The organism is Alkalihalobacillus sp. AL-G (genome assembly GCF_030643805.1).
Lineage (GTDB): Bacteria > Bacillota > Bacilli > Bacillales > Fictibacillaceae > Pseudalkalibacillus.
The window spans coordinates 1,774,568-1,795,683 of record NZ_CP094656.1 but is presented as its reverse complement, the minus strand read 5'-3'; the positions used below and the strand labels follow the sequence as shown (position 1 = coordinate 1,795,683).

Annotated in this window: 22 protein-coding genes; 4 read left to right on the top strand and 18 right to left on the bottom strand. The window is 40.1% G+C overall.

Going from position 1 to position 21,116, the window contains the following annotated elements; all coding sequences use genetic code 11:
• Positions 1-67 precede the first annotated feature (67 nt).
• A complete protein-coding gene (gene ylbJ / locus MOJ78_RS09260; RefSeq protein ID WP_304980899.1) occupies positions 68-1,297 on the top strand; it encodes a sporulation integral membrane protein YlbJ in 1,230 nt (409 codons plus the stop codon).
• A gap of 5 nt (positions 1,298-1,302) precedes the next feature.
• On the opposite strand, the gene coaD is transcribed toward ylbJ, so the two are convergent.
• The 7 genes from coaD to ylbD form a co-directional block, all read right to left on the bottom strand.
• Complete coding sequence (gene coaD / locus MOJ78_RS09255; protein ID WP_304980898.1) at positions 1,303-1,788, bottom strand: pantetheine-phosphate adenylyltransferase; 486 nt, start codon at positions 1,786-1,788, stop codon at positions 1,303-1,305.
• Positions 1,781-2,362: a 16S rRNA (guanine(966)-N(2))-methyltransferase RsmD gene (gene rsmD / locus MOJ78_RS09250; protein WP_304980897.1), complete on the bottom strand. Its 582-nt coding sequence runs from the start codon at positions 2,360-2,362 to the stop codon at positions 1,781-1,783. The genes coaD and rsmD overlap by 8 nt, the downstream gene beginning before the upstream one ends.
• A gap of 402 nt (positions 2,363-2,764) precedes the next feature.
• Positions 2,765-3,040: a YlbG family protein gene (locus MOJ78_RS09245; RefSeq protein WP_304980896.1), complete on the bottom strand. Its 276-nt coding sequence runs from the start codon at positions 3,038-3,040 to the stop codon at positions 2,765-2,767.
• A gap of 491 nt (positions 3,041-3,531) precedes the next feature.
• Positions 3,532-3,972 (bottom strand): YlbF/YmcA family competence regulator, encoded by a 441-nt coding sequence (locus tag MOJ78_RS09240; protein ID WP_304980895.1) that lies wholly within the window; start codon positions 3,970-3,972, stop codon positions 3,532-3,534.
• Between the two features lie 117 nt (positions 3,973-4,089).
• Positions 4,090-4,512, bottom strand: a complete 423-nt coding sequence (locus MOJ78_RS09235; protein ID WP_304980894.1) for a hypothetical protein — start codon at positions 4,510-4,512, stop codon at positions 4,090-4,092.
• A gap of 154 nt (positions 4,513-4,666) precedes the next feature.
• Positions 4,667-4,894, bottom strand: a complete 228-nt coding sequence (locus tag MOJ78_RS09230; RefSeq protein ID WP_304980893.1) for a YlbE-like family protein — start codon at positions 4,892-4,894, stop codon at positions 4,667-4,669.
• An 18-nt stretch (positions 4,895-4,912) separates the two neighbouring features.
• On the bottom strand, positions 4,913-5,326 hold the full coding sequence (gene ylbD / locus MOJ78_RS09225) for a spore coat protein YlbD (protein ID WP_304980892.1): 414 nt from the start codon (positions 5,324-5,326) through the stop codon (positions 4,913-4,915).
• A gap of 143 nt (positions 5,327-5,469) precedes the next feature.
• On the opposite strand from ylbD, the gene MOJ78_RS09220 reads away from it, so the two are divergent.
• The gene (locus tag MOJ78_RS09220; RefSeq protein WP_304980891.1) at positions 5,470-5,970 is read left to right on the top strand and encodes a PaaI family thioesterase; all 501 of its coding nucleotides are present in this window, start codon (positions 5,470-5,472) and stop codon (positions 5,968-5,970) included.
• Positions 5,971-6,063: 93 nt separating this feature from the next.
• On the opposite strand, the gene MOJ78_RS09215 is transcribed toward MOJ78_RS09220, so the two are convergent.
• From MOJ78_RS09215 to safA, 3 genes are all read right to left on the bottom strand, one after another.
• Positions 6,064-7,104, bottom strand: coding sequence for a CAP domain-containing protein (locus MOJ78_RS09215; protein ID WP_304980890.1), 1,041 nt, complete (start codon positions 7,102-7,104; stop codon positions 6,064-6,066).
• Positions 7,105-7,313: 209 nt separating this feature from the next.
• Positions 7,314-7,748, bottom strand: a complete 435-nt coding sequence (locus MOJ78_RS09210; RefSeq protein ID WP_304980889.1) for a CBS domain-containing protein — start codon at positions 7,746-7,748, stop codon at positions 7,314-7,316.
• A 7-nt stretch (positions 7,749-7,755) separates the two neighbouring features.
• Positions 7,756-8,382 carry a SafA/ExsA family spore coat assembly protein gene (gene safA, locus MOJ78_RS09205; protein ID WP_370529785.1) on the bottom strand — a complete coding sequence of 209 codons (627 nt, stop codon included), beginning with the start codon at positions 8,380-8,382 and terminating at the stop codon, positions 7,756-7,758.
• A 162-nt stretch (positions 8,383-8,544) separates the two neighbouring features.
• Between safA and MOJ78_RS09200 the strand changes: the two genes are divergently transcribed.
• Positions 8,545-8,907, top strand: coding sequence for a YugN family protein (locus MOJ78_RS09200; RefSeq protein ID WP_304981218.1), 363 nt, complete (start codon positions 8,545-8,547; stop codon positions 8,905-8,907).
• Between the two features lie 56 nt (positions 8,908-8,963).
• Here the strand turns inward: MOJ78_RS09200 and eis are convergent, their stop codons facing one another.
• The 7 genes from eis to cyoE form a co-directional block, all read right to left on the bottom strand.
• Positions 8,964-10,154, bottom strand: coding sequence for a GNAT family N-acetyltransferase (gene eis, locus MOJ78_RS09195; RefSeq protein ID WP_304980888.1), 1,191 nt, complete (start codon positions 10,152-10,154; stop codon positions 8,964-8,966).
• A 157-nt stretch (positions 10,155-10,311) separates the two neighbouring features.
• Positions 10,312-11,172, bottom strand: a complete 861-nt coding sequence (locus tag MOJ78_RS09190; protein WP_304980887.1) for a cytochrome c oxidase assembly protein — start codon at positions 11,170-11,172, stop codon at positions 10,312-10,314.
• Between the two features lie 243 nt (positions 11,173-11,415).
• The gene (locus MOJ78_RS09185; RefSeq protein ID WP_304980886.1) at positions 11,416-11,748 is read right to left on the bottom strand and encodes a cytochrome C oxidase subunit IV family protein; all 333 of its coding nucleotides are present in this window, start codon (positions 11,746-11,748) and stop codon (positions 11,416-11,418) included.
• A gap of 3 nt (positions 11,749-11,751) precedes the next feature.
• The gene (locus MOJ78_RS09180) at positions 11,752-12,372 is read right to left on the bottom strand and encodes a cytochrome c oxidase subunit 3 (RefSeq protein ID WP_304980885.1); all 621 of its coding nucleotides are present in this window, start codon (positions 12,370-12,372) and stop codon (positions 11,752-11,754) included.
• The gene (gene ctaD, locus MOJ78_RS09175) at positions 12,372-14,231 is read right to left on the bottom strand and encodes a cytochrome c oxidase subunit I (RefSeq protein ID WP_304980884.1); all 1,860 of its coding nucleotides are present in this window, start codon (positions 14,229-14,231) and stop codon (positions 12,372-12,374) included. The genes MOJ78_RS09180 and ctaD overlap by 1 nt, the downstream gene beginning before the upstream one ends.
• Positions 14,232-14,267: 36 nt before the next feature.
• A complete protein-coding gene (gene coxB, locus MOJ78_RS09170) occupies positions 14,268-15,329 on the bottom strand; it encodes a cytochrome c oxidase subunit II (protein ID WP_304980883.1) in 1,062 nt (353 codons plus the stop codon).
• 132 nt (positions 15,330-15,461) lie between these two features.
• Entirely contained in the window at positions 15,462-16,403 is a 942-nt protein-coding gene (cyoE, locus tag MOJ78_RS09165) for a heme o synthase (RefSeq protein WP_370529784.1), read from the bottom strand.
• A gap of 288 nt (positions 16,404-16,691) precedes the next feature.
• On the opposite strand from cyoE, the gene MOJ78_RS09160 reads away from it, so the two are divergent.
• On the top strand, positions 16,692-17,585 hold the full coding sequence (locus MOJ78_RS09160) for a COX15/CtaA family protein (protein WP_304980882.1): 894 nt from the start codon (positions 16,692-16,694) through the stop codon (positions 17,583-17,585).
• A gap of 78 nt (positions 17,586-17,663) precedes the next feature.
• Here MOJ78_RS09160 and pyc read toward each other — a convergent pair whose 3' ends face one another.
• On the bottom strand, positions 17,664-21,101 hold the full coding sequence (pyc, locus tag MOJ78_RS09155; RefSeq protein ID WP_304980881.1) for a pyruvate carboxylase: 3,438 nt from the start codon (positions 21,099-21,101) through the stop codon (positions 17,664-17,666).
• Positions 21,102-21,116: the final 15 nt, after the last annotated feature.

Sequence of the window (21,116 nt, the reverse complement as noted above, 5' to 3'; positions counted from 1 at the left end):
ATACATAAATGAGGACAACTTACCTTACTACATCTGTTATTCGATTTTATGATAAGGAGGCTTAGGATTGTTCCATTCTCGAATAAAAAATATATCTTATGCAGTTATTGCTTCCTTTTTTGCCTTCTCCTTAATGTTATACCCAAAAGCAGCGTTTGAATCATCATTAAAGGGGTTGACAACATGGTGGGAAATCGTCTTTCCTTCCCTTTTACCCTTTTTTATCATAAGTGAAATATTAATTAGCTTTGGCGTAGTAAGACTAGTTGGTGTGTTGCTTGAACCATTCATGAGACCGTTGTTCAATGTACCCGGAGCCGGCGGTTTTGTCTGGGCGATGGGGATTTCATCTGGATTTCCAGCAGGTGCTAAATTCACAGCACGATTGAGACAGGAGAATGAGTTGACACAAATCGAAGCAGAACGTCTTGTTTCATTTACGAACTGTTCGAATCCTTTGTTTATACTCGTCGCTATTTCAATCGGATTTTTTTATAATACCGATCTTGGTCTATTGTTGGTTGCAGCACATTACTTAGGAAATATTGTCGTTGGCCTGGTCATGCGCTTTTATGGAAAGGACTATCGGCAATTTCCACTGCGAAATAAAAAACATGTTCCAAACAATCGGTTAAAATATGCTTTATATCGTATGAATGAGGTAAAGCGACGAGATCCACGTCCATTTGGAAAGATATTAGGTGATGCCGTTCAACATTCCATCCAAACGTTACTGATGATCGGGGGATTCATTCTCTTATTTTCGGTGTTGAACCGAATGCTTGCAGAAGTGAATATTACCGCGTTTCTCGCGTCAGTTTTTTCAGCTTTTATTGGAATTATAGGCTTTTCACAGGATCTAAGCATCCCTTTTATTACAGGGTTATTAGAAATAACGATAGGAAGCCAGCAGGTCAGTGAAGTAAATACTCCACTCATCCACCAAGCAATTATCGTCAGCTTTATTTTAGCGTTCAATGGATTTTCCGTTCATGCTCAGGTTGCGAGTATTCTCGCAGAGACAGATATTCGATTTAAGCCATTTTTTATGGCAAGGCTGTTACATGGTTTTGTTGCTTCAGTGCTCACCGTCTTACTCTGGAAGCCACTTTATGTATCACAGTCGTCAGGAACCTCTGTCGTTGCCGCTTTTGCTACTCACCCAACCATAAGCTGGGCAGAGTCCATCTGGGACCAGCTATTGACGATTGGAGCGACAGTGACCTTTGTCAGTCTCGTCATTTATGTTCTGATCATTTGGCGGTCACTCGATCAGACAGCAATTCGTGTGAAGTAACGCCTTTATTTGGCGAATTTTTCTTTTAATGCTTTTTCCACAATGGGAGGAACAAGGTCTGAAACTGGTGAATTGTATTTCGCGACTTCCTTTACGATGCTTGAGCTTAGGAACGAATATTGATTGTTAGTCATTACAAAAAATGTTTCGACTGATTCATCCAGTTTACGGTTGATCGATGTAATTTGCATTTCATACTCAAAATCCGATACCGCCCTTAAACCTCTTAAAATAACCTTGGCTCCTGTCGTCCGGACATAGTCGATAAGAAGCCCATTACACGCATCAATCTTAACGTTCGGAATGTCTTTCGTGGCCTTGCGGATAAGATCCATTCGCTCTTTTACTGTAAAAAGAGAGTCCTTACTTTGGTTGTTCGCGACCACAACAATCACTTCATCAAAAACGTTCGCCCCTCTTGAAATGATATCTAAATGACCATACGTAATCGGGTCAAAGCTTCCCGGACAAATTGCTTGCTTCTTACTCATTCGGATTTTCCTCCTGGCTTGGGTCATTAATAAAAATCGTAACAGATGTTGTATTGTTATATTTTTCTGCTTTTAACTTCGTACACGTCTCGACCTGATCCGATAAGGTTAGGTTTGAATCGTGCTCCACAATAATGATCGCATTCGGTTCAAGCAAGTGTGCTTGAGAAAGGGCTTCAATTTCTTTCTCAATCCTTTGTTTTTTGTAAGGGGGGTCCAAATAAACATATTTGAAAGCGATCTCCCTTTTTTTTAGTGCTTTCAATGCCCGTTTGGAATCATTGCGATACACTTCGACTTCATCGGTATAATTGCACAGGCGAAGGTTTTCTCGTATCGTATCGATTGCTTTTGGATCAACATCCACAATCACACCTCGTTCAATCCCTCTGCTGATCCCTTCAATCGTGAGTGCACCACTGCCACCATATAGATCCAGCGAAGTACCGCCATCAAAATATGGCCCCACCATATTAAAGATTGACTCACGAATTTTATCTGTCGTCGGCCTCGTGCTTGTACCGGGAACTGCCTTTAGTTTTCTTCCTTTTTGATTTCCTGATATGACCCTCATATTGTTACCTCATTGTCGTTTTGTTTTTCCTAACTATCCTACCATAAAAAATGATAAAACTTAAAATGTGCGTATAGAACAAGAGATATCTGTTCAATACTATAATTAGGGATTGACTCGTTAGGGTCAGTCCTCGTTGAACCGCGGAGTATAGCTTATTTCCCCATAGGCTTAACTCCGGTTTCTCCTCTCCCATTGTTCCATCCCTTACGGTGAAAAAACATTTTTGTGATGTTTCAAGCATGTGCGGGTATGGAACAGGGACTGACCCACAAGGAATGGTTTGCTCCAGTATGGAGGCGCCAAGTCCTTGGATGAGTCAGTCCCTTTTTTTGTGTGCTATGGTTGAGTCGGATATTCAGTAAGTTCAAATAATTAGCAGTCGGTTTTTGAACATCCTCTCTACAAGCCGATCTTATAATCGTACTCTTTCGCCTTATCAGGACGAGCATTCTGATATTCAGTCTTAATAAATGCTTTGTGGGATGGTGCAACTTTTTTAACAAAATGCAAGCCTTCCATTTTTCCAATAATGGAATCTTTATCGGAAGAATTACAATATAATACTGCATACTTCATACGTTTTGAAACATAATGAACGTTTCCAAATTTCCTAAGCTGTTTTATGTATTTTAAAGAGTGGAGCCATACGGCTAAACCAGTACGATTCGTCAGCATGAAAGCGTACTCCTTTTTATCATTTTTTATTCAGTCTAGCATGATTGCTCATTGTGCGCAATTGCTGTTAATACGGGGTGATCGAACGTTATGGATCTTACTATTATTTGGGAAAAGTTTATCAGTGAATTAATAGCTTCTTCTCTTTTTATTAAGGTGGAAAGAAAATATATGGCTGGAATACCGTTTCTTTATTTATGTTCTGCATCATCCATCGAAAAAAAAGACCTCGTTAATATACTTGAGAAAGCAGCTGTGAAGGCAATGAAAGGGAGACGGCTGCACTATGAACTAATCTATGTTCGTGAGGAAAAGAACTGCTTTGTATTCAGAAGCAGATTCTATGTACCCCAGGAAAAAATGTTCTGTTGCGGTAATCTATGTCATGACTGTGTACGTTTTCGTTTGTAATTAAAAAGACTCATACTGATGAACAGACTGTCATCAAGCCTGTTCATCAGGATATGAGTCCCTCTTTATAGTTAGAAATTTCACCCGCAACCACAGGATCCTCCAGAACCACAACCACCACCGCAACTTAGGTTATCGAAAAAAGGATTTCCAGTTGGAACTTTAATATTTTTGGATACCTTTCCGGCTACGATAGAACTTATTTCGTTCAGCAATTTCTCAAGTTCTTGTTCCGAGCGCTTGTATTCTGCAACTGTCTCGTGTAAATCCATCGTCCGTTTTAATACACGAATATCGGTTGAAACTGTTGTATAGTCTGGATGATATTTTCCGAACCTCTGAACCTCTTCATACCGTTCTTTCAAACGTGAAAATTCGGCTATTAGGTCCTGGGCTTTGGAATCCTCTTGCAATTTTCGTTTTGCGTTTGTATATTGAATGGCAATATCAGAATGTGCCAAAATCTTCGCTAGCTGCTCTGCTTCTTCTAAAATTTCTATGCCTTCTATTGTGGCGATCACCTAACACACCTCCACCTTTCTTAGGTTCTCTATTCAGTATGCCACAAATAACCCCTATATCGCCAATATTAATGCATGACATTTTGAATTGTTATTTTCTCCAACCATTTTTGTTGGTTATTTTATATTTACAAAAAACTGCTTTTCCATTCCTTTGATTGGTATGCCCTTATGGTCGCTAAGCTTCACTTCGATATGATGTCTTCCAGGTGATAAATCTTTAATGATGAAAGCGGCCTTGTAAACAGGAAAAGCAGGTTTATGATCAACAGAAATGATTAGATGTCCTTCATTTTGATCAGCAGCACCCTTCTCAAACTCGAAATTCGGTACATAACATTCTACAAAAACAGTTCCGTTTGCAACCATGTGCCGGATTGTCATCGAATGTGAAGTCTCAGGACTTGTAACCTCTACTGCTTCGAACGCTTGCGGAGTTGATTTTATTTCGACCTCTTTTAATTCATCAGAATGGACGTACTGACAGGCGGATAAAATGCTGCAAAGTAGTACGGCTGCAAGAATACGGTGAATATTCATCGGACAAACCTCCCTCATCCGATATGATTCACTCGTAGGTTGAAAAATATCCATTCAACCCAGCCTTGTCCATCATCATTCTATCCAATCCGTTGAATCATTCTTATAAAGACAAAAGAAAAACACCTCTGTTCTTCGCTGAGGTGTTCAGTGACTATTGTTTTCCAAACAATTGAACAAGTCGTGAAAATGTTTGGATTTGTTCATGCAGTCGATCCATTTTTTGACCAAATGTTTGACCGTAAAAAAATTTAGATTCATTCTCAAGCTCCTGTAATGCTGCGGGGTCTCGAGATAGCTTCCGATACCACTGTGGCTGTTCACGAACAATGTACCTTAGCTCTGGACGCTGTTCTAGATAATCCATCACTTCTTTTCGCATCACACCATCTTCCCTTTGTCAATCTTTAAAATACTGATTAAACGGATTGTTCGGAGCAGGAGGCCTTCCAGGATGCTTCGGTGATTGAAACTGTTGCAGTAATTCCTGAACTCCACTTACGGCAGTACTGAACTGTGAAACGTATTCACGAACCTCTTCCATGTCAAGATTTTTTATCATCGTCAAAACTTCACCGACGGAAAGGTCGTTCATACTAATACTTTTCTTGCTTTTTTTCTTTGAAGAAACTTCAATTTTTCGCTCTTTATATTGTCCCCATTGGTCGTGTTCCTCACCAAGTAAGTGCCATTCGGTAAATACATCCTTCCAGGTTTGGTTCCCGCTCTTTACATGATCGATTAATCCAGGGTGTGAGCGTACAAACATCTTGAATTCTTCGACCTTTTGATTATTTCTCGCTTGCTTACTCACGATACTTCCTCCCATTACGTTCAACTCAAGCCTACAGTATATAGTACAACGCAACCATATAGAAGGTTCGCCTATTTTGTGTTGCAATACTTCTTTTTTCACTGTTACACTATTATGAGGCAAAAAGAAATGGAGATCGATCAATGATGGAAACTAAAAAAAGCTTATGTTCAGATATCCAAAAACTAATCGAAGTTTCAACAGATGAAGAAATACGAGTATTAAAACAGGTTGTTACTGGACTTCTGGAAAAACGAAGCGGTGAATATCGAACCTATATAATGAGCTTTTTACAATCAAAAACGAAATATGAAGGTGGGGACCTCGTCATGACGATCCCGGTACACCCGATCTTAAATAATTCCGTAGATATAGTTCATGGCGGACTTACCGCTACCCTTGCAGACACAGCGATGGGAACACTTGTCTCCGAAAATCTGCGTGAGAACCAGGTCCCTGTGACATCCGAAATGAAAATAAATTATACTGCGCCAGGGATAGGTGATCATATTACTTGTCGCGCATCGATTCTGCATTTAGGGACTAAAACTGCCGTCACAGAAGCTAAAATCTACAATGATATTGGCACATTGGTAGCTGTTGCAACAGGGAGTTTTTTTATTATTGAACGACCGCAAAAGTAGTAACATCGCTCAACCTTTATTTTAGTCTTAAAAACTGGGATGACCCGTGTTGGACATCCCAGTTTTTTATTTTATTTCATCTTTCCCCGAAATTCACCACGGGACAATAAAGTTTTGAGTATAATACTTCTGATGAACCCCGACGCCGAGATGCGTGTATTCATCACTTAGCATTGTTTTACGATGTCCTTCACTGTTTAGCCATCCAATCACCGCTGCAATCCCATCAATATAATTTGCTGCAATGTTTTCACCTGCTTGAACGTAATTGATCTCCTGGCTTTCTAACCTATCTGAAAGATCACCTGCAACTGGTGAAGTATGCGAAAAATAATTTTCCGCTTTCATTTCTTTACTGTGCTGATAAGCAACTTCCGCTGTTTCCTCATGCCACTGAAGCGGGCCTACACCGTATTGTTCACGAATGACATTTGTAATACTGAAAATCTGTAATTCTTCAGCTTTTTCAACTGGCTTCCATTCATCGCTTGTTAACTCAGGTTGTTCAGCAAGCTCCCCACGATATTCGAGGGAATATGGCCGTTGGATCAAAAGTGTTTCCGGAGTCATATAACGTACCCCTACAAGATTGTCTTTGAATTTATCCATGTAAAGCTGTATCCACAAATTATCAAGTTTTACGAGTGGTCTGGTTTTAAGTTCTTCATCCGTCAGTTCAAACCGATATTCATTGCCCTTTATTTTTAACGTTAATGATTTTTCGAAAGAAATATGTTTTAAAACCATGTCTTTGCTTTGGCCGATTTGGAACGGAGCTACGTTCAACCCTCTACCAAGAGCAAATACAGTAACTACCTTTCCATGGTCAATTCCGAATTGTATGTACTGATTTGAATTCTCGCCATAAATCCACCAATCATACTGATATGGACTAGGATCGATACGTGAGGGTTCTCCAATTTGTGCAATCAATTCTTCCGAACTCATTTCAAAATAGCGCAGTATCCCTTCGCTCGTTTTCGGAATTACTGCCAAATTTCGTTCTACTGTTTCGTTCTCTTTCTGTTCTTTTTCTGGTGGATTGTACTGGGGGAGCTTAATGAGGTCACCATAAATCAAGCTAACACCTAGTATTAAAAATACAAACATTACAACCATTCCAAAGCTCCTCATTAATATCCCCCCTTTTTGCTGACTTTTCAGTATTTACTTTTAACTTTACAGTATCACCTTATTCTTGTCCAACACCACTTTCGTTTGAATCCCCCATTTCTAATCTATTGTCAAGCGGAAAACTTATACTTTTTCATACAAAAAAAAGACACCTCTCGAACTTCAAAAGTCCAAGAGGTGTCTGAAAGAAATGAAACCAGGATCTTAAATTAATGGATTTGTTGATCTGGTTCTGCTTCTGATATTTCGGTAAGTGCGATTCCCGCTTGGTGATTGCTTTCCGAGTGTGTAGCCAAGTCACCAAGGGATACGATACCGACCAACCTATCATTCTCAACGATTGGCAACCGTCTTACCTCATGTTTAGCCATAATCTGAACCGCTTCTTCAACATCCATATCCGGTGTTCCACTGATGATATGGTCACTCATGACGTCTGTTATTTTGGAAGCATTAGGCTTCTTTTCCGCTACACCTCGAACAACAATATCTCGATCTGTTATCAAACCTACGAGCTTGTCATTTTCACAAACCGGGATTGCTCCTACATTATCGTTTTTCATTTTAACAGCTGCCTCGAATACATTATCCAATGTTGTGCAGTAATCAACATTTGTTGTCATTAGGCCACGTATTTTCTTCATTTTATTCCTACTTTCTTATAAACATTTGAGTCCAATAATATCGCCCTGATCCACCTTCTACATATCCTACTCCAATATGAGTATATCTTTGGTTGAGAATATTCCTTCGGTGACCCGCACTATTCATCCATGCTCGAACAACCGCTTGTGGAGTAGACTGCCCCATCGCAATGTTTTCGCCTGCAGCAGTATATTGAATATTGAAGTCTCTCATCATATCGAAGGGTGAACCATAAGTTGGCGATCGATGAGAAAAATACCCCTTATTCTTCATGTCCATCGATTTGTAACGGGCAACTCTTGATAACTGCCAATCAGGTGTCAATGGCTTGAGGCCATTTTTCGCACGGTATTCATTCGTAAGCTGGATCGCCTGATGCTCAATTTGTTTGATCTGTTGTTTTCTCGGGATACGAACTTTATCACCAGGATAAATTAAATCTGGATTTTCAAATTGCGGGTTTGCTTCGATGATTTCACTTAATCCGATTTGGTAACGTTTTGAAATCTTCCAAAGTGTATCCCCCCATTTAACAATATGAACAGTTTGACTTTGGGTCTGAGCATGTGCTGGTGAGTGGATTCCAATCAGCATGATCACACATAGAAGCGGAATAATCCATTTTTTCAGCATTTATTATCTCCTCCATTTCATCGTTAGTGTGACCATTTTTAGAAATTTATTTCAAAATCTCATATTTTTATTAGTTTCAAACCATGAAAGATTGCATCTTGTCCGAATTCATACTATCATTATGAAGGAGAATAACATATGAACGATGTGGAGGGTATTACCATGAAATTCGAAGAGATTAGTTTAGCGGGAAAAGTTCTCAACTTTGAACTTTTAGAACACCTTATGCATGATGTAGGATTAGTCCGAGCAGGGCAATGGGATTATGAACGCATTACATATGATTATAAATTTGAAAATATGGATAACGGCGAAATTTATTACTTGCGTGTACCATGTTATGCTGTTGAGGGCGAAGTGGAATCACCTCATGCACTCATTAAAATAATGGAACCTTATCTTGGTAAGCATTACTATCCCCATGGCGTTGAATACGATGAGGATTTCCCCAAGAGCATCGTAGATAGCTGTAAAAAAATCTTAAATCAGTTAAAAGAAGAAATTGAAAAGCATCACTCTGAGTAAAAAAGAAGCTGGCCCAACACATCGAGTAAAAGTTGATGGTGGGGTCAGCTTTAATTTTAGAAAGAATCATAAAGAAAGGTTTGTTGATTGTTTATGACCTTTTCCAGTTTCGTTATTTCTTGTTCATGACCTAGAATCCGATTTTTCTCCATTAATCTTACCGGTCGTTGATGATGCAAAAACAGTGCGCTAAGAGTATTTATATCACACCGTAATCCTCTTAGAGGAGGATGCTGGCAGCTCGAACCCTCTTTAACTTTATACTTTTCAACTGTAATTCCACGTTCATTACTCTTCACAATGAACGTTCCATTGTTCCAGTCGGCAAATTTATCTTCCACATGGAGGATGATCGGTTCCTTAAACTCCGATTGATAAGGATATTCTTTCAAAAAAGCTTCAATATCGACAATTCTGGACATGAAGAAAGACTTAATTTCCTGTTTAATTTTAGGATCCGAAAGGTCAAATGCTAAATCATCATTCTCTGGAACCTGTAGACGAATTTTGTTGACCATAGAATCATGGTTTCCGATAAACTGAAGCAACTCTGTTTTTGCTTCTCCATCCAATGCAACCATCTCATCAATCGTCATCGTTTCCTTTTTGACGTTATAAATCATATAGCCCCGATCTTCTTTGGCGGAGTTTTGATAAACAGCAACAACATCGTTCGAGTTGTCGAGGATTGAATATTGCCACCATTCTTTTGTCCGTTTTAAGGTTCCTGAATATCGTTTAGCAAAGCGATTATAGATACGATCAAGTCGGTCTGAATCGTGATCGATTCTACTAACTATTCCATTAATAGAGGGATTTCTCTTCCCGATTTGTTGAGGTGTAATCTCATAATGTTTAATACTATGGGTCATTTCCCAACCGTATTTACGATAGAAGGAAAAGGAGAAGGGATAAAGCATAGAAACAGTTTGGTTATTTTCTTTCATTACTTCAAGGGATTTCCTCATTAATGTCTGCACAAATCCCTTCCTTCTATGCTCAGGCCATGTTGCAACTCCGGCAATTCCTCCCATCGAAAACACTTTCTCCCCCATCCATATTTCCATTGGATGGATCGTCAGCTTAGAAACCATTTTCCCATCATCAAAGATCGCCCAACACATCTTGAGATCCATGAACTTTTTACGTTTCTGCTTTTCAACTTCTGATAACTCATATTGAAACGCAAACTCGCCCATTTTTATAAAATCATCGAACTCGTTTTCCTTGATTGTACGAATTTCCATCGTTATCCCCTCCAAGAAAAGTAATTTATTATGTACAGGTTTCTTAACGTAAAAAAAGGGAAACTCCATCCGAACAAAGACAACATCGAAACCATTAAAGCTTAAAGGCATACAGAGGTGTCAATTCGTATAGAGTTACCCATTGTAAAAACTATCGTTATTCATTAAGCGATAATCGTGCCCTCGCCTCTTCGATAATTTTTTGTTCTTCTTCTTTGTCATTTTTTCTTTCCTTACGTACCCAGCGTATCAAGATGTATAGAAGAATACCGCCATAAATGATTTCTTGTGCAATCTTCATAATGACTCCTCCTGCTTGCTGATCATCTAAAGGAGCTAGGTATTCAAATATTTGTGGAGCGTTCATGTAAGTATCGTAAATAATAGTATCTGCAAAAATTATCAACGCACATGCTGGAGTCAACAATACACCATCAGCAAAAATGTATCCTACTTTTTGAAGGTCAGATAAACGATTTTCCTCAGGTAAAGGAGCAATGACTGGCCACCACATAAAAATGGATGTTAATAGAAGAACTACATGATAAGGCTCATGTAAAAGTGGTTGTGCCATAATTGAATCAAAGATAAAAGGCAAATGATAAAACGATATTAGTAAATTAAACAACAGCAAAGCAATTAACGGTTGTGTGAAAAAATGAAACGTTCGTTTGATTCCTTTCATATTAATGATTTTTCTTAGAAAGTCAGCAGGTAATCCGATCAATGCTAACGGTGGAACGATGAAGTACAACAAGCTCATTTGAATCATATGAAAGGTAAATGAATAATGATGGCCAATGACACTCAATGGCGTACCTTTTGCAACGTAAACGCAAATTACAGCAACCGTGAACCATACCTGCTGAAGTCTCGTGACTTTATCTTTATATGGGCCTTTGTGTGTATAAAAGAAATATATGCCGAGGACCGCGACCGATAGTAAAAGAACAAATGGATTCCAAAGTGTTGTCATTCCAAACTCACTTAAAGAACCAATATCCTGATGATTGTGCATGTTTGGTCCTCCTTTCATTTAGGTAGTCTTTACACCATCTATATTACCAAAAATGGTATTTCATATGAGTCATCAAGTCTAACAAAATTGTGACTGAATAAGGTGAGATGCTCATCTGGGTACAGATGTCAGACTAGACATCTGTAATAAAAATTAATTAAAAAGGCTGACCAAATCAAGGTGTCAGCCCTCTTCCATCTCAGAAGAGTGAAACTTTCCTTATTAGTCAGCCTTCGTTTCATATTACCAGATCAATCCCATTAAGGTTCCAACAGTTAGAGCAGCAATCAACAATCCGCTGGCTATACCCCACATTGGAAACTCATGACCTTTATGACCAAGGTGCATCCAAATGTAAAGCTGGAAGAACACCTGCAATCCAGCAAGAACGAGAATGAACAGAATTGCTACGCCATCTGAGACAGCATCACTGTTAATTGCAGCAAATGCGACAATCGTAAGTAAGATCATCATCACAAATGAAACATTATGCTGTCTGCGTTCCTGTTTTAATTTGATTTTTTTCTGCAAGGACGAGTGGCGATGGACAGAGTTTGTTTGATCGTTTCCAGCCATCCGTTACCCCACCTTTCCCATTAAGTATACGACTGTAAAGATGAATACCCATACAACGTCGACAAAGTGCCAGTAAAGAGCAAACAGGTAGTATTTTGGTGCATTGTGCAACGTCAAACCACGTCCACTGTTTCGAATGAGGAGAGTAATAACCCATAAACAACCGAATAATACGTGTCCCCCGTGGAATCCGACTAGTGTATAGAAGGCAGATCCAAACGCACCCGACGTAAAGGTGTGTCCCTCGTGTACATAATGCATAAATTCATAAATTTCTAATGCAAGGAAGCCAAGACCAAGCAATAACGTTACAAAAAACCAGCCTCTCATCGCTTTGACACGATTTTCCTTTAATGCTAATACAGCATACACACTAGTCAAACTACTCGTCAGTAAGATGATGGTTGCTGCAAATGTAATCGGCAGAGAAAAAATTTCAGAAGCCTCTGGCCCTTTGCCGAACGAATTACGTAATCCAAGATATGTCCCGAACAATGTTGCAAATAGTACGGTTTCACCGCCTAAAAACAACCAGAATCCTAAAAACTTATTCTTACCTTCCAGCGTTGATTTCTCAGGGGATTCAGGGAAGTTTTGGTCGGTTAATCGTTCACCTACGTTCATTATGCGTCAACCCCCTTATCCTCTTTTGGCAAGTCCTCTTTATGAATATGATATCCATGGTCATCAATCCAAGAACGAAGGAACATACAAGCAAATCCGATACCGATTCCTACGATTATTGCAAGTAGAGCAAGAATACCGCCTTCATTAAAGTAAATAAATCCGAATCCTGCGATAAAGAATCCGAACGACATGATCAATGGCAGAATCGAATTATTCGGCATATGGATGTCACCAACAGGCTCTGCTGGAGTCATTTTTTTGTTCCCTGCCATCTTCTCTATCCATAATGCGTCTAGTCCACGCACAAGTGGTGTTTGCAAGAAGTTGTAGTGCGGCGTCGGGTTTGGAATCGCCCATTCAAGCGTACGTCCATCCCATGGATCTCCACTGACAATCTTACCTTTCGAATGTGTAATGATGACATTGTATACGAATAGGATTGTTCCGATTGTCATAAAGAACGCACCGATTGTACTGATGTAGTTCATCCATCCTAATCCGAGTCCTTCAGGGTACGTAAAGTATCGACGTGGCATACCCATTAGACCAAGGAAATGTTGCGGGAAAAATGTTAGGTGGAATCCGATAAAGAACGTCCAGAAATTCCATTTTCCAATTGTCTCATTAAGCATCTTTCCAAATATTCGCGGATACCAGTAGTAAAGACCCGCAAATAATCCGAGTATCAATCCACCTACAATAACATAGTGGAAATGAGCAACTACAAAGTAGCTGTCATGGTATTGGTAATCAGCAGGGGCTACAGCAAGCATTACCCCAGTTACTCCACCCATTACGAAGGTTGGAATAAAGCCGACTGCGAATAGGTTTGCCGTCGTAAAGCGGATCTGACCACCCCACATCGTGAATACCCAGTTGAAAATTTTCACACCAGTCGGGATTGCAATCGCCATTGTTGCAACAGCAAAGATCGAGTTTGCAACAGGTCCTAAACCAACTGTAAACATGTGGTGAGCCCAAACCATGAATCCGAGAAATCCGATTAATACAGTTGCGAAAACCATTGCACTGTATCCGAATAAACGTTTCTTTGAAAATGTTGCGACAACCTCTGAAATAATACCGAATGCCGGTAGAATCAAAATGTAAACTTCAGGGTGACCGAAAATCCAGAATATATGCTCCCAGATAATAGGGTTCCCGCCCATTTGAACATTAAAGAAGTTCGCTTGAAATACCCGATCGAACATAAGAAGGAAAAATCCGATTGTTAATGCCGGGAAAGCAAAAAGAATCAATCCAGAAGTAATGAATGCAGTCCATGTAAACAACGGCATACGCATGAACGTCATTCCCGGCGCTCTCATATTAATGATTGTTACGAGGAAGTTGATACCACCCATAAGGGTACCTGCCCCCGCAATCTGTAGTCCTAATACATAAAAATCAACGCCATTTCCACTTGATACCGTGGAAAGCGGTGCATAAGCTGTCCATCCTGCATCAGGCGCGCCACCCAAGAACCAACTTAGGTTTAAAAGAACTCCACCGAAGAAGAACAACCAAAAACCTAAAGAGTTCAAGAATGGGAACGCAACGTCGCGGGCACCGATTTGTAATGGCACCACTGCATTCATGAATGCAAATATGATCGGCATCGCTGCCAGGAAGATCATGGTTGTTCCATGCATCGTCAGAACCTGATTATAAAGATCACCAGTTAAAAAAGTACTCTCAGGTTTCATCAATTGTATTCGGATTAACAAGGCCTCTAATCCACCGATTAAGAAGAAAAAACCGCCGGATACAAGGTATAAAATACCAATTTTCTTATGGTCGACTGTTGTCAGCCAATCCCATAATGCGCTTTTATTCGCTGTATGTGCGTTACTCACGATAGTACCTCCTTTATAAAGCGATTGGAACCATGCTTACTCAGCGGTCTTTAGCTCCAATAGGTAGTCTGCTAGTGCATCTAATTGTGGTTCATCAAGGTTAAAGTCCGGCATATTGTTACCAGGCTTTACATCCTGTGGATTGTTTATCCATTTCATAATGTTCTCTTTCGTGTGGTCAAGAATTCCTGCTACCTTTTCATTATCACCAAAGCCGGTTAAAGCAGGTCCAACTTTACCACCTTTATCACCGACTGCATGACATTGCAAACAGTTATTCTCAAAGATTTTTTGCCCCTCGGCTACATCTGAGGATGCTTCAGCAAATTTAACCTGTTTCATGCTTTCAATCCATGCATCAAACTCTTCTTGTTCGACAACTTTAACTTTAAAATACATTAAAGCATGGGCATCTCCACATAACTCTGCACAAGCACCCTGGAATGTTCCGGTTTCGGTAGGATGCATCCACATTTTATTCACGAGCTTATCCCCTGGATTCGTGTCCATTTTGCCGGAAATCGCAGGCACCCAGAAAGAATGAAGAACATCTGCTGAGCTTAAGTCAATGTTTGTCTTTTTATCAACTGGTAAGTACAGCTCTTGTGCCGTCACTACCCCGAGTTCAGGATATTCGAATTCCCACCAGAATTGGTGCGCTGTAACTTTTACAGTCATTGGTCCTTCCTCTTTTGCTTCTTCACCATCTGCTGCAGAAGCAGACTTCTCAGCACTCTTTTCGCTGACGGCAAGGTCGAACGTTGTGATTACAGTAGGAACTGCAAGGATTAGTAGCAAAACAATCGGAATCGCAGTCCAAAGTACTTCTAGCAGGTGATTTCCTTCAACCTGTTCTGGAATTGAGTCATCACCTTTTCGCTTTCTGAATTTGATTAATACATACGTAAACAGAATAAAAACAACCACAAGAACAACAATCATAATCACAAGACTAAGAATCATTAGATCAAAAACTGCGTCTGCACCTTTTCCCTGAGGTTGCAGTGCGGACATTGATGGGTCTCCGCAGCCCATTAAACCGAGCATCATCAGTCCGAAAACCGGAACAATGCGCCCGAGTCGTAGCCATCGTTTCATTAGTTAATCAAACCCCGCTTTCTCTGTTGTAAATGAATAGGACTAATAGAACAAATAGTGCTATGTAATCGGTGACCCAAGCTTATGAGTCAGAGCCTCACTTCGTATGAAGAGGGCTTGACCCCACCCGAGTCAACCCCGATTTACGATGATCATGACGATAAACATGATAGTCAAATAATTAAGGGAATAAACAAACATAAGACGGGCCCATTTGATGTCGTTTTTCATAAAGAATCCCGCTATACCAAGAGCAAGCCACCCTAATCCCAAAATTGCTGCGACAATTACATATACCGTGCCGAAATGATACAGATACAAGCTTACCGGAAGTAATGCTGCGACGTATATGACCATCTGTCGCTTTGTCATTTCAAAACCAGATACTACTGGAAGCATTGGGATGCCAGCTTTACGATACTCCTCGCATCTTTTCATAGCTAATGCTAAAAAGTGAGGCGGCTGCCATAAAAACATAATCAAGAACAAATGCCATGCTGTCATATGCAAATCTGGATCTATCGCTGCCCAACCGATAAGCGGAGGGATAGCCCCAGAGATTCCGCCAATAACTGTGTTAATGGAGTGTGTACGCTTCAACCAGAGAGTATACACTACTACATAAACAAAAAGTCCGATCACACCAAGCAATGCAGCCATTAAGGAGGCGAACATCAATAGTAATGTTCCAAGTGCAGATACGATGATACCGACCCATAATACTTGATTAGCTTCAATCCTTCCCGTAACGGTAGGGCGTTCATGAGTTCGTTCCATCAAGTGGTCGATGTCACGATCAATGTAATTGTTCAAGCTACATCCACCTGCAATGACTAGTGCTGAACCCAGCAGTGTAAACAATGCAGTAGGAATGTTTGCTATTAAGCTTTGATCGGTGTATTGAATCGCTATCCATAGACCAGCAAACACCGTTATTAGATTGGACATGACAATCCCCATTTTTGCTAGGGTCAGAAAGTCTTTCCAAGTGCCGGTAGGGTTGGACTCAGACAATGGGCCTGGTTCCATCACTCTGCTAGATGCTTCATAAGTTGTCGTATTCGTTTTGCTCATGCTTCCACCTCCTTTTGCCAAGTACAGTTTCATGTTAATAGTGTTACTAAAAAGTGAAAAGGAAACCATTCCTTTATTAATTTATCAGTAAAAGTGGTTTATGCAAATAACTTTTGCTAAATTGTCTAACCTTGTTCACAATTAAGAAAATAACCGAAACTAACATATGATACGATATTGACGAATTCAAAATGTCCTTTAACATTATAAACGAATACACTTGTTTTGTATATGTTAGATCTGTTAATAATAAGTTATTGGTTCGTATCGCTTAAAGAAGGTGTAAATGTGAACAAATTATTAAAGCTATATGCCCTACTTACAAGTTTCGGGATGCTCCTCGTTTTATTAATGGGTGCAATCGTAACCACTACTGGATCGGGCGAAGGTTGTGGAAATTCATGGCCACTATGTTATGGAGAGGTACTTCCTACCCAACCTAAGCTTGAAACCATTATCGAATATAGTCACCGAGTCGTTTCCGCCACATTGGGTATCATGGTTATCATCCTTGCGATATGGTCCTGGATAAAAATCAACCATATTAGAGATACGAAGTGGCTAGCAATCTTATCTGTATTCTTTATCATCTTTCAAGGATTATTAGGTGCTGCTGCAGTCGTTTGGGGGCAATCTTCATTCGTTTTAGCATTACATTTCGGTTTTTCATTAATCTCCTTTGCTAGTGTAGTATTGTTGACAGTCGTTATTTTCGAAAACGATAAAGGACGAGCAACCCTTAATGTGGATAAAGGAATAAGATGGAATGCCTATCTCTTATTTATTTATCTCTATGGGCTCGTGTATTCAGGTGCATTGGTGAGACATACCGAAGCAAGTCTTGCATGCTCCGGATGGCCGCTTTGTAACGGCTCTTTTCTACCGCCTACGAACGATTTGGAGATTATTCATTACGTTCATCGGGTTTTAGCTGGATTACTTTTTTTGTGGATTATATTAAGTTTTCTACAAACACGTAAATATTATCAGGAACATGTGATTTTATATCGTATTTATTTATTATTACTCATACTTGTTTCTTTACAGGTAACAACTGGGGCTCTTATCATTTTTACAAGCCTGAATTTATTCATCGGTCTTGCACATGGTTTGTTTGTTTCAATTCTGTTCGCAACCTTAAGCTACCTCATCATGGTACTTCTAAGAAAAAATAGGGACTGACTCCATGGAGTCAGTCCCTATTTCGTTAGAAGTGATTATTAAAGAAATCTTGGCAAGCGCTACTAAGTTTTTAAAACTTTATTTTAATTCTATGAGCAAATCCCCTGATTGTATTGTTCCACCGTTAGTTACAAAGACATCTTTTACTTCTGCATCAAATGGAGCTTGTATTGTCGTTTCCATTTTCATTGCTTCTGTAATTAATAAATGATCTCCTTTTTTAACTGTTTCTCCTTTTTCAATCAATACTTTAACGACAGTCCCTGGCATTGTAGCGCCAATATGCTTCTGGTTCGTCTTATCCGCTTTTGGCTTTTCCGTAATATCCGTTTTGACATTTTCATCTTTTATCACTACTTCTCGAGGTTGTCCGTTTAACTCGAAGTAAACTGTTCTAGTCCCATCAACCTGTGGTTCCCCGATGGAAACAAGCTTCACAATCAAAGTTTTGCCTTGTTCAATTTCAACTTCGATTTCTTCGCCCAACCTCATACCGTACAGGAATGTTAGTGTATCGAGCACACTGACGTCTCCGAATTGATCATACATCTGCTCTCTTTCTAAAAACACCTTCGGATAAAGAGCATAGGAGATTAAGTCGTGACTCGTAACCTGCCGATTCAGCTTATGGTAAAGAAGTTCCTTAAGTTCTTGGAAATCAACTGGCTCCAAAAGCTCTCCCGGTCGAACAGTTATCGATTCTCTTCCCTTTAGGATAATTCGCTGTAACTCCCGTGGAAAGCCTTGATATGGTTGTCCTAAATACCCTTGGAACATTTCCACAACGGAATCCGGAAAGTCAAGCGTCTCACCCTTTTCAAACAAGGTATCCTCTGTCAATTCATTTTGTACCATATACAACGCCATATCCCCGACGACCTTTGATGATGGCGTAACCTTCACGATATCCCCGAAAAGTTCATTTACACGCCGATACATTTTCTTCACTTCTTCCCAACGGGGGGCAAGACCAACAGCTTTCGCCTGCTGTTTCAAATTACTATATTGGCCACCAGGCATCTCGTGCTCATACACTTCTGTGTGTGGAGCGTTCATTCCGCTTTCAAATCCCTGGTAATACTTTCGCGTATCCTCCCAATAATGAGATAACTGTTCTAAATGATCAATTGAAACACTCGGTTGGCGGCCGCTTCCTTCTAATGCATAATAGAGTGAATTTGCACTTGGTTGTGAAGTTAGACCGGACATGGAACTGATAGCAACATCTACGATATCCACTCCTGCTTCTACAGCTTTTGAATACGTCATGATTCCATTTCCACTCGTATCATGCGTATGCAGATGGATAGGCACATCAACTGCTTCTTTTAAAGATGAAACCAAGTCATAGGCTGCTTGAGGCTTTAAAAGTCCAGCCATATCCTTGATTCCAAGAATATGAGCACCTGCCTTTTCAAGCTCTTTCGCCATTTTCACATAATAATCCAGGTTATATTTGCTTCTTCTCGGATTTATGATATCACCTGTGTAACAGAACGCCGCTTCGGCTACTTTCCCAGAATCCCTTACCGATTCGATTGCAACTGTCATACCTTCAATCCAGTTTAGACTGTCAAATATCCTGAACACATCAATACCTGCATCTGAAGACTTCTGGACAAATTCACGGATTACATTGTCCGGATAATTTTTATATCCAACCGCATTCGATGCCCTTAGCAGCATTTGGAATAATACATTCGGAGACTGTTCCCGAAGCTTAATCAATCGTTCCCATGGGTCCTCACTTAGGAACCTGTAAGAAACATCAAACGTTGCTCCACCCCACATTTCTAGTGAGAAAAGTTCAGGCAACAATCGTGATGTAGGTTCTGCAATTTGAGATAAATCATGTGTTCTTACGCGGGTTGCAAGTAACGATTGATGGGCATCGCGGAAAGTTGTATCCGTCAATAGGACCCTCTCCTGTGATTTGATCCAGTCTACGAGACCATCAACACCTTGCTCTTCAAGAATTTGTTTCGAACCTTTTAATATAGGCTCCGTATACTTGACATCTGGCATCCGTTGTTTATCCAACCTGGGCTTTTTCTGAACCCCAAGACCCGGAAAACCATTCACTGTCACATTCCCGATATAGGAAAGCATTTTTGTTCCACGATCTTTTTTCTTCGGAAAAACAAATAGTTCAGGAGTCGTGTCAATAAACGAAGTATTATATTCTCCAGAAAGAAACTGCTGATTACGAACTACATTTTCCAAGAATGCTATATTTGTTTTGATACCCCGAATCCGGAATTCCCTTAAATTGCGAAGCATTTTTGATGCTGCTTGTTCAAATGTCAGTGCCCAGGTTGAAAGTTTCACGAGTAGTGAGTCGTAATGAGGTGTTATGACTGCTCCCTGATAGCCATTTCCGGCATCTAAACGAACACCAAAGCCACCGCCGGTTCTGTATGCCATGATCTTACCTGTGTCAGGCATAAAATTGTTTGCAGGATCTTCTGTCGTCACTCGACATTGGATCGCATATCCGTGACAGTCGATTTTGTCCTGAGCCGGAATAGAAAGAGGCTGTTCATGAAGCAAGTGCCCTTCAGCGATCAATAACTGTGACTGGACGATATCGATTCCCGTAATCATTTCGGTAATGGTATGTTCGACCTGTACACGTGGGTTTACTTCAATAAAGTAGAAATTACCGTCTTCGGATACGAGAAACTCCACTGTTCCAGCATTAACGTAGTCTACGTTCTCCATCAATCGAACAGCAGAGTCACAAATGTCTTTCCGCAATTGTTCATTTAAGGAAACACTTGGCGCAAGTTCGACGACCTTTTGATGCCGCCTTTGAACAGAGCAATCCCGCTCATACAAATGAACAATATTCCCTTTACTATCAGCAAGAATTTGTACCTCGATATGCTTTGGCTTCTCTATAAATTTTTCTGCATAAATTTCATCTTTTCCAAATGCTGATTTTGCTTCTGATTTTGCTCGATCGTATGCTTCTTCGAGTGAGGCCATATTGCGTACAATCCGCATTCCACGTCCACCGCCGCCAAGAGCAGCTTTAATAATGATCGGCAATCCATTTTCCTTTGCAAAGTTGCGGACCTCATCTACCGTCTCTACAGGTCCATCACTTCCAGGTATAACAGGGATATTTGCTTTAATTGCTTCTTCTCTCGCTTTCACCTTATCCCCGAACATCCGTAAGTGCTCCGTATTGGGTCCAATAAAAATAATCCCTTCCTCAGCACAACGTTTCGCAAAATGAGTATTCTCTGACAGAAAACCATAACCTGGGTGAATTGCGTCTATACCATACCTTTTTGCGACCTCAATGATTCCTTCAATATCGAGATACGCATCTATCGGCTTTTTCCCCTCACCGATTAAATAAGCTTCATCAGCTTTATACCGGTGAAACGATCCAGAATCCTCTTTCGAATAAATGGCAACCGTACGTATATTCAGTTCTGTACATGCCCGGAAAATTCGAATTGCGATTTCTCCACGATTTGCTACTAAAACTTTGTTGATCTTTTTCATCAAAAATCCTCCCTA

Bases quoted from the DNA above. Each gene is read 5' to 3' on its own strand.
- coaD (WP_304980898.1), bottom strand. From the start codon at position 1,788: ATGAGTAAGAAGCAAGCAATTTGTCCGGGAAGCTTTGACCCGATTACG.
- rsmD (WP_304980897.1), bottom strand. From the start codon at position 2,362: ATGAGGGTCATATCAGGAAATCAAAAAGGAAGAAAACTAAAGGCAGTT.
- MOJ78_RS09245 (WP_304980896.1), bottom strand. From the start codon at position 3,040: ATGCTGACGAATCGTACTGGTTTAGCCGTATGGCTCCACTCTTTAAAA.
- MOJ78_RS09235 (WP_304980894.1), bottom strand. From the start codon at position 4,512: ATGAATATTCACCGTATTCTTGCAGCCGTACTACTTTGCAGCATTTTA.
- MOJ78_RS09230 (WP_304980893.1), bottom strand. From the start codon at position 4,894: ATGCGAAAAGAAGTGATGGATTATCTAGAACAGCGTCCAGAGCTAAGG.
- MOJ78_RS09220 (WP_304980891.1), top strand. From the start codon at position 5,470: ATGATGGAAACTAAAAAAAGCTTATGTTCAGATATCCAAAAACTAATC.
- MOJ78_RS09215 (WP_304980890.1), bottom strand. From the start codon at position 7,104: ATGAGGAGCTTTGGAATGGTTGTAATGTTTGTATTTTTAATACTAGGT.
- MOJ78_RS09210 (WP_304980889.1), bottom strand. From the start codon at position 7,748: ATGAAGAAAATACGTGGCCTAATGACAACAAATGTTGATTACTGCACA.
- safA (WP_370529785.1), bottom strand. From the start codon at position 8,382: ATGCTGAAAAAATGGATTATTCCGCTTCTATGTGTGATCATGCTGATT.
- MOJ78_RS09200 (WP_304981218.1), top strand. From the start codon at position 8,545: ATGAAATTCGAAGAGATTAGTTTAGCGGGAAAAGTTCTCAACTTTGAA.
- eis (WP_304980888.1), bottom strand. From the start codon at position 10,154: ATGGAAATTCGTACAATCAAGGAAAACGAGTTCGATGATTTTATAAAA.
- MOJ78_RS09190 (WP_304980887.1), bottom strand. From the start codon at position 11,172: ATGCACAATCATCAGGATATTGGTTCTTTAAGTGAGTTTGGAATGACA.
- MOJ78_RS09185 (WP_304980886.1), bottom strand. From the start codon at position 11,748: ATGGCTGGAAACGATCAAACAAACTCTGTCCATCGCCACTCGTCCTTG.
- MOJ78_RS09180 (WP_304980885.1), bottom strand. From the start codon at position 12,372: ATGAACGTAGGTGAACGATTAACCGACCAAAACTTCCCTGAATCCCCT.
- coxB (WP_304980883.1), bottom strand. From the start codon at position 15,329: ATGAAACGATGGCTACGACTCGGGCGCATTGTTCCGGTTTTCGGACTG.
- cyoE (WP_370529784.1), bottom strand. From the start codon at position 16,403: ATGAGCAAAACGAATACGACAACTTATGAAGCATCTAGCAGAGTGATG.
- pyc (WP_304980881.1), bottom strand. From the start codon at position 21,101: ATGAAAAAGATCAACAAAGTTTTAGTAGCAAATCGTGGAGAAATCGCA.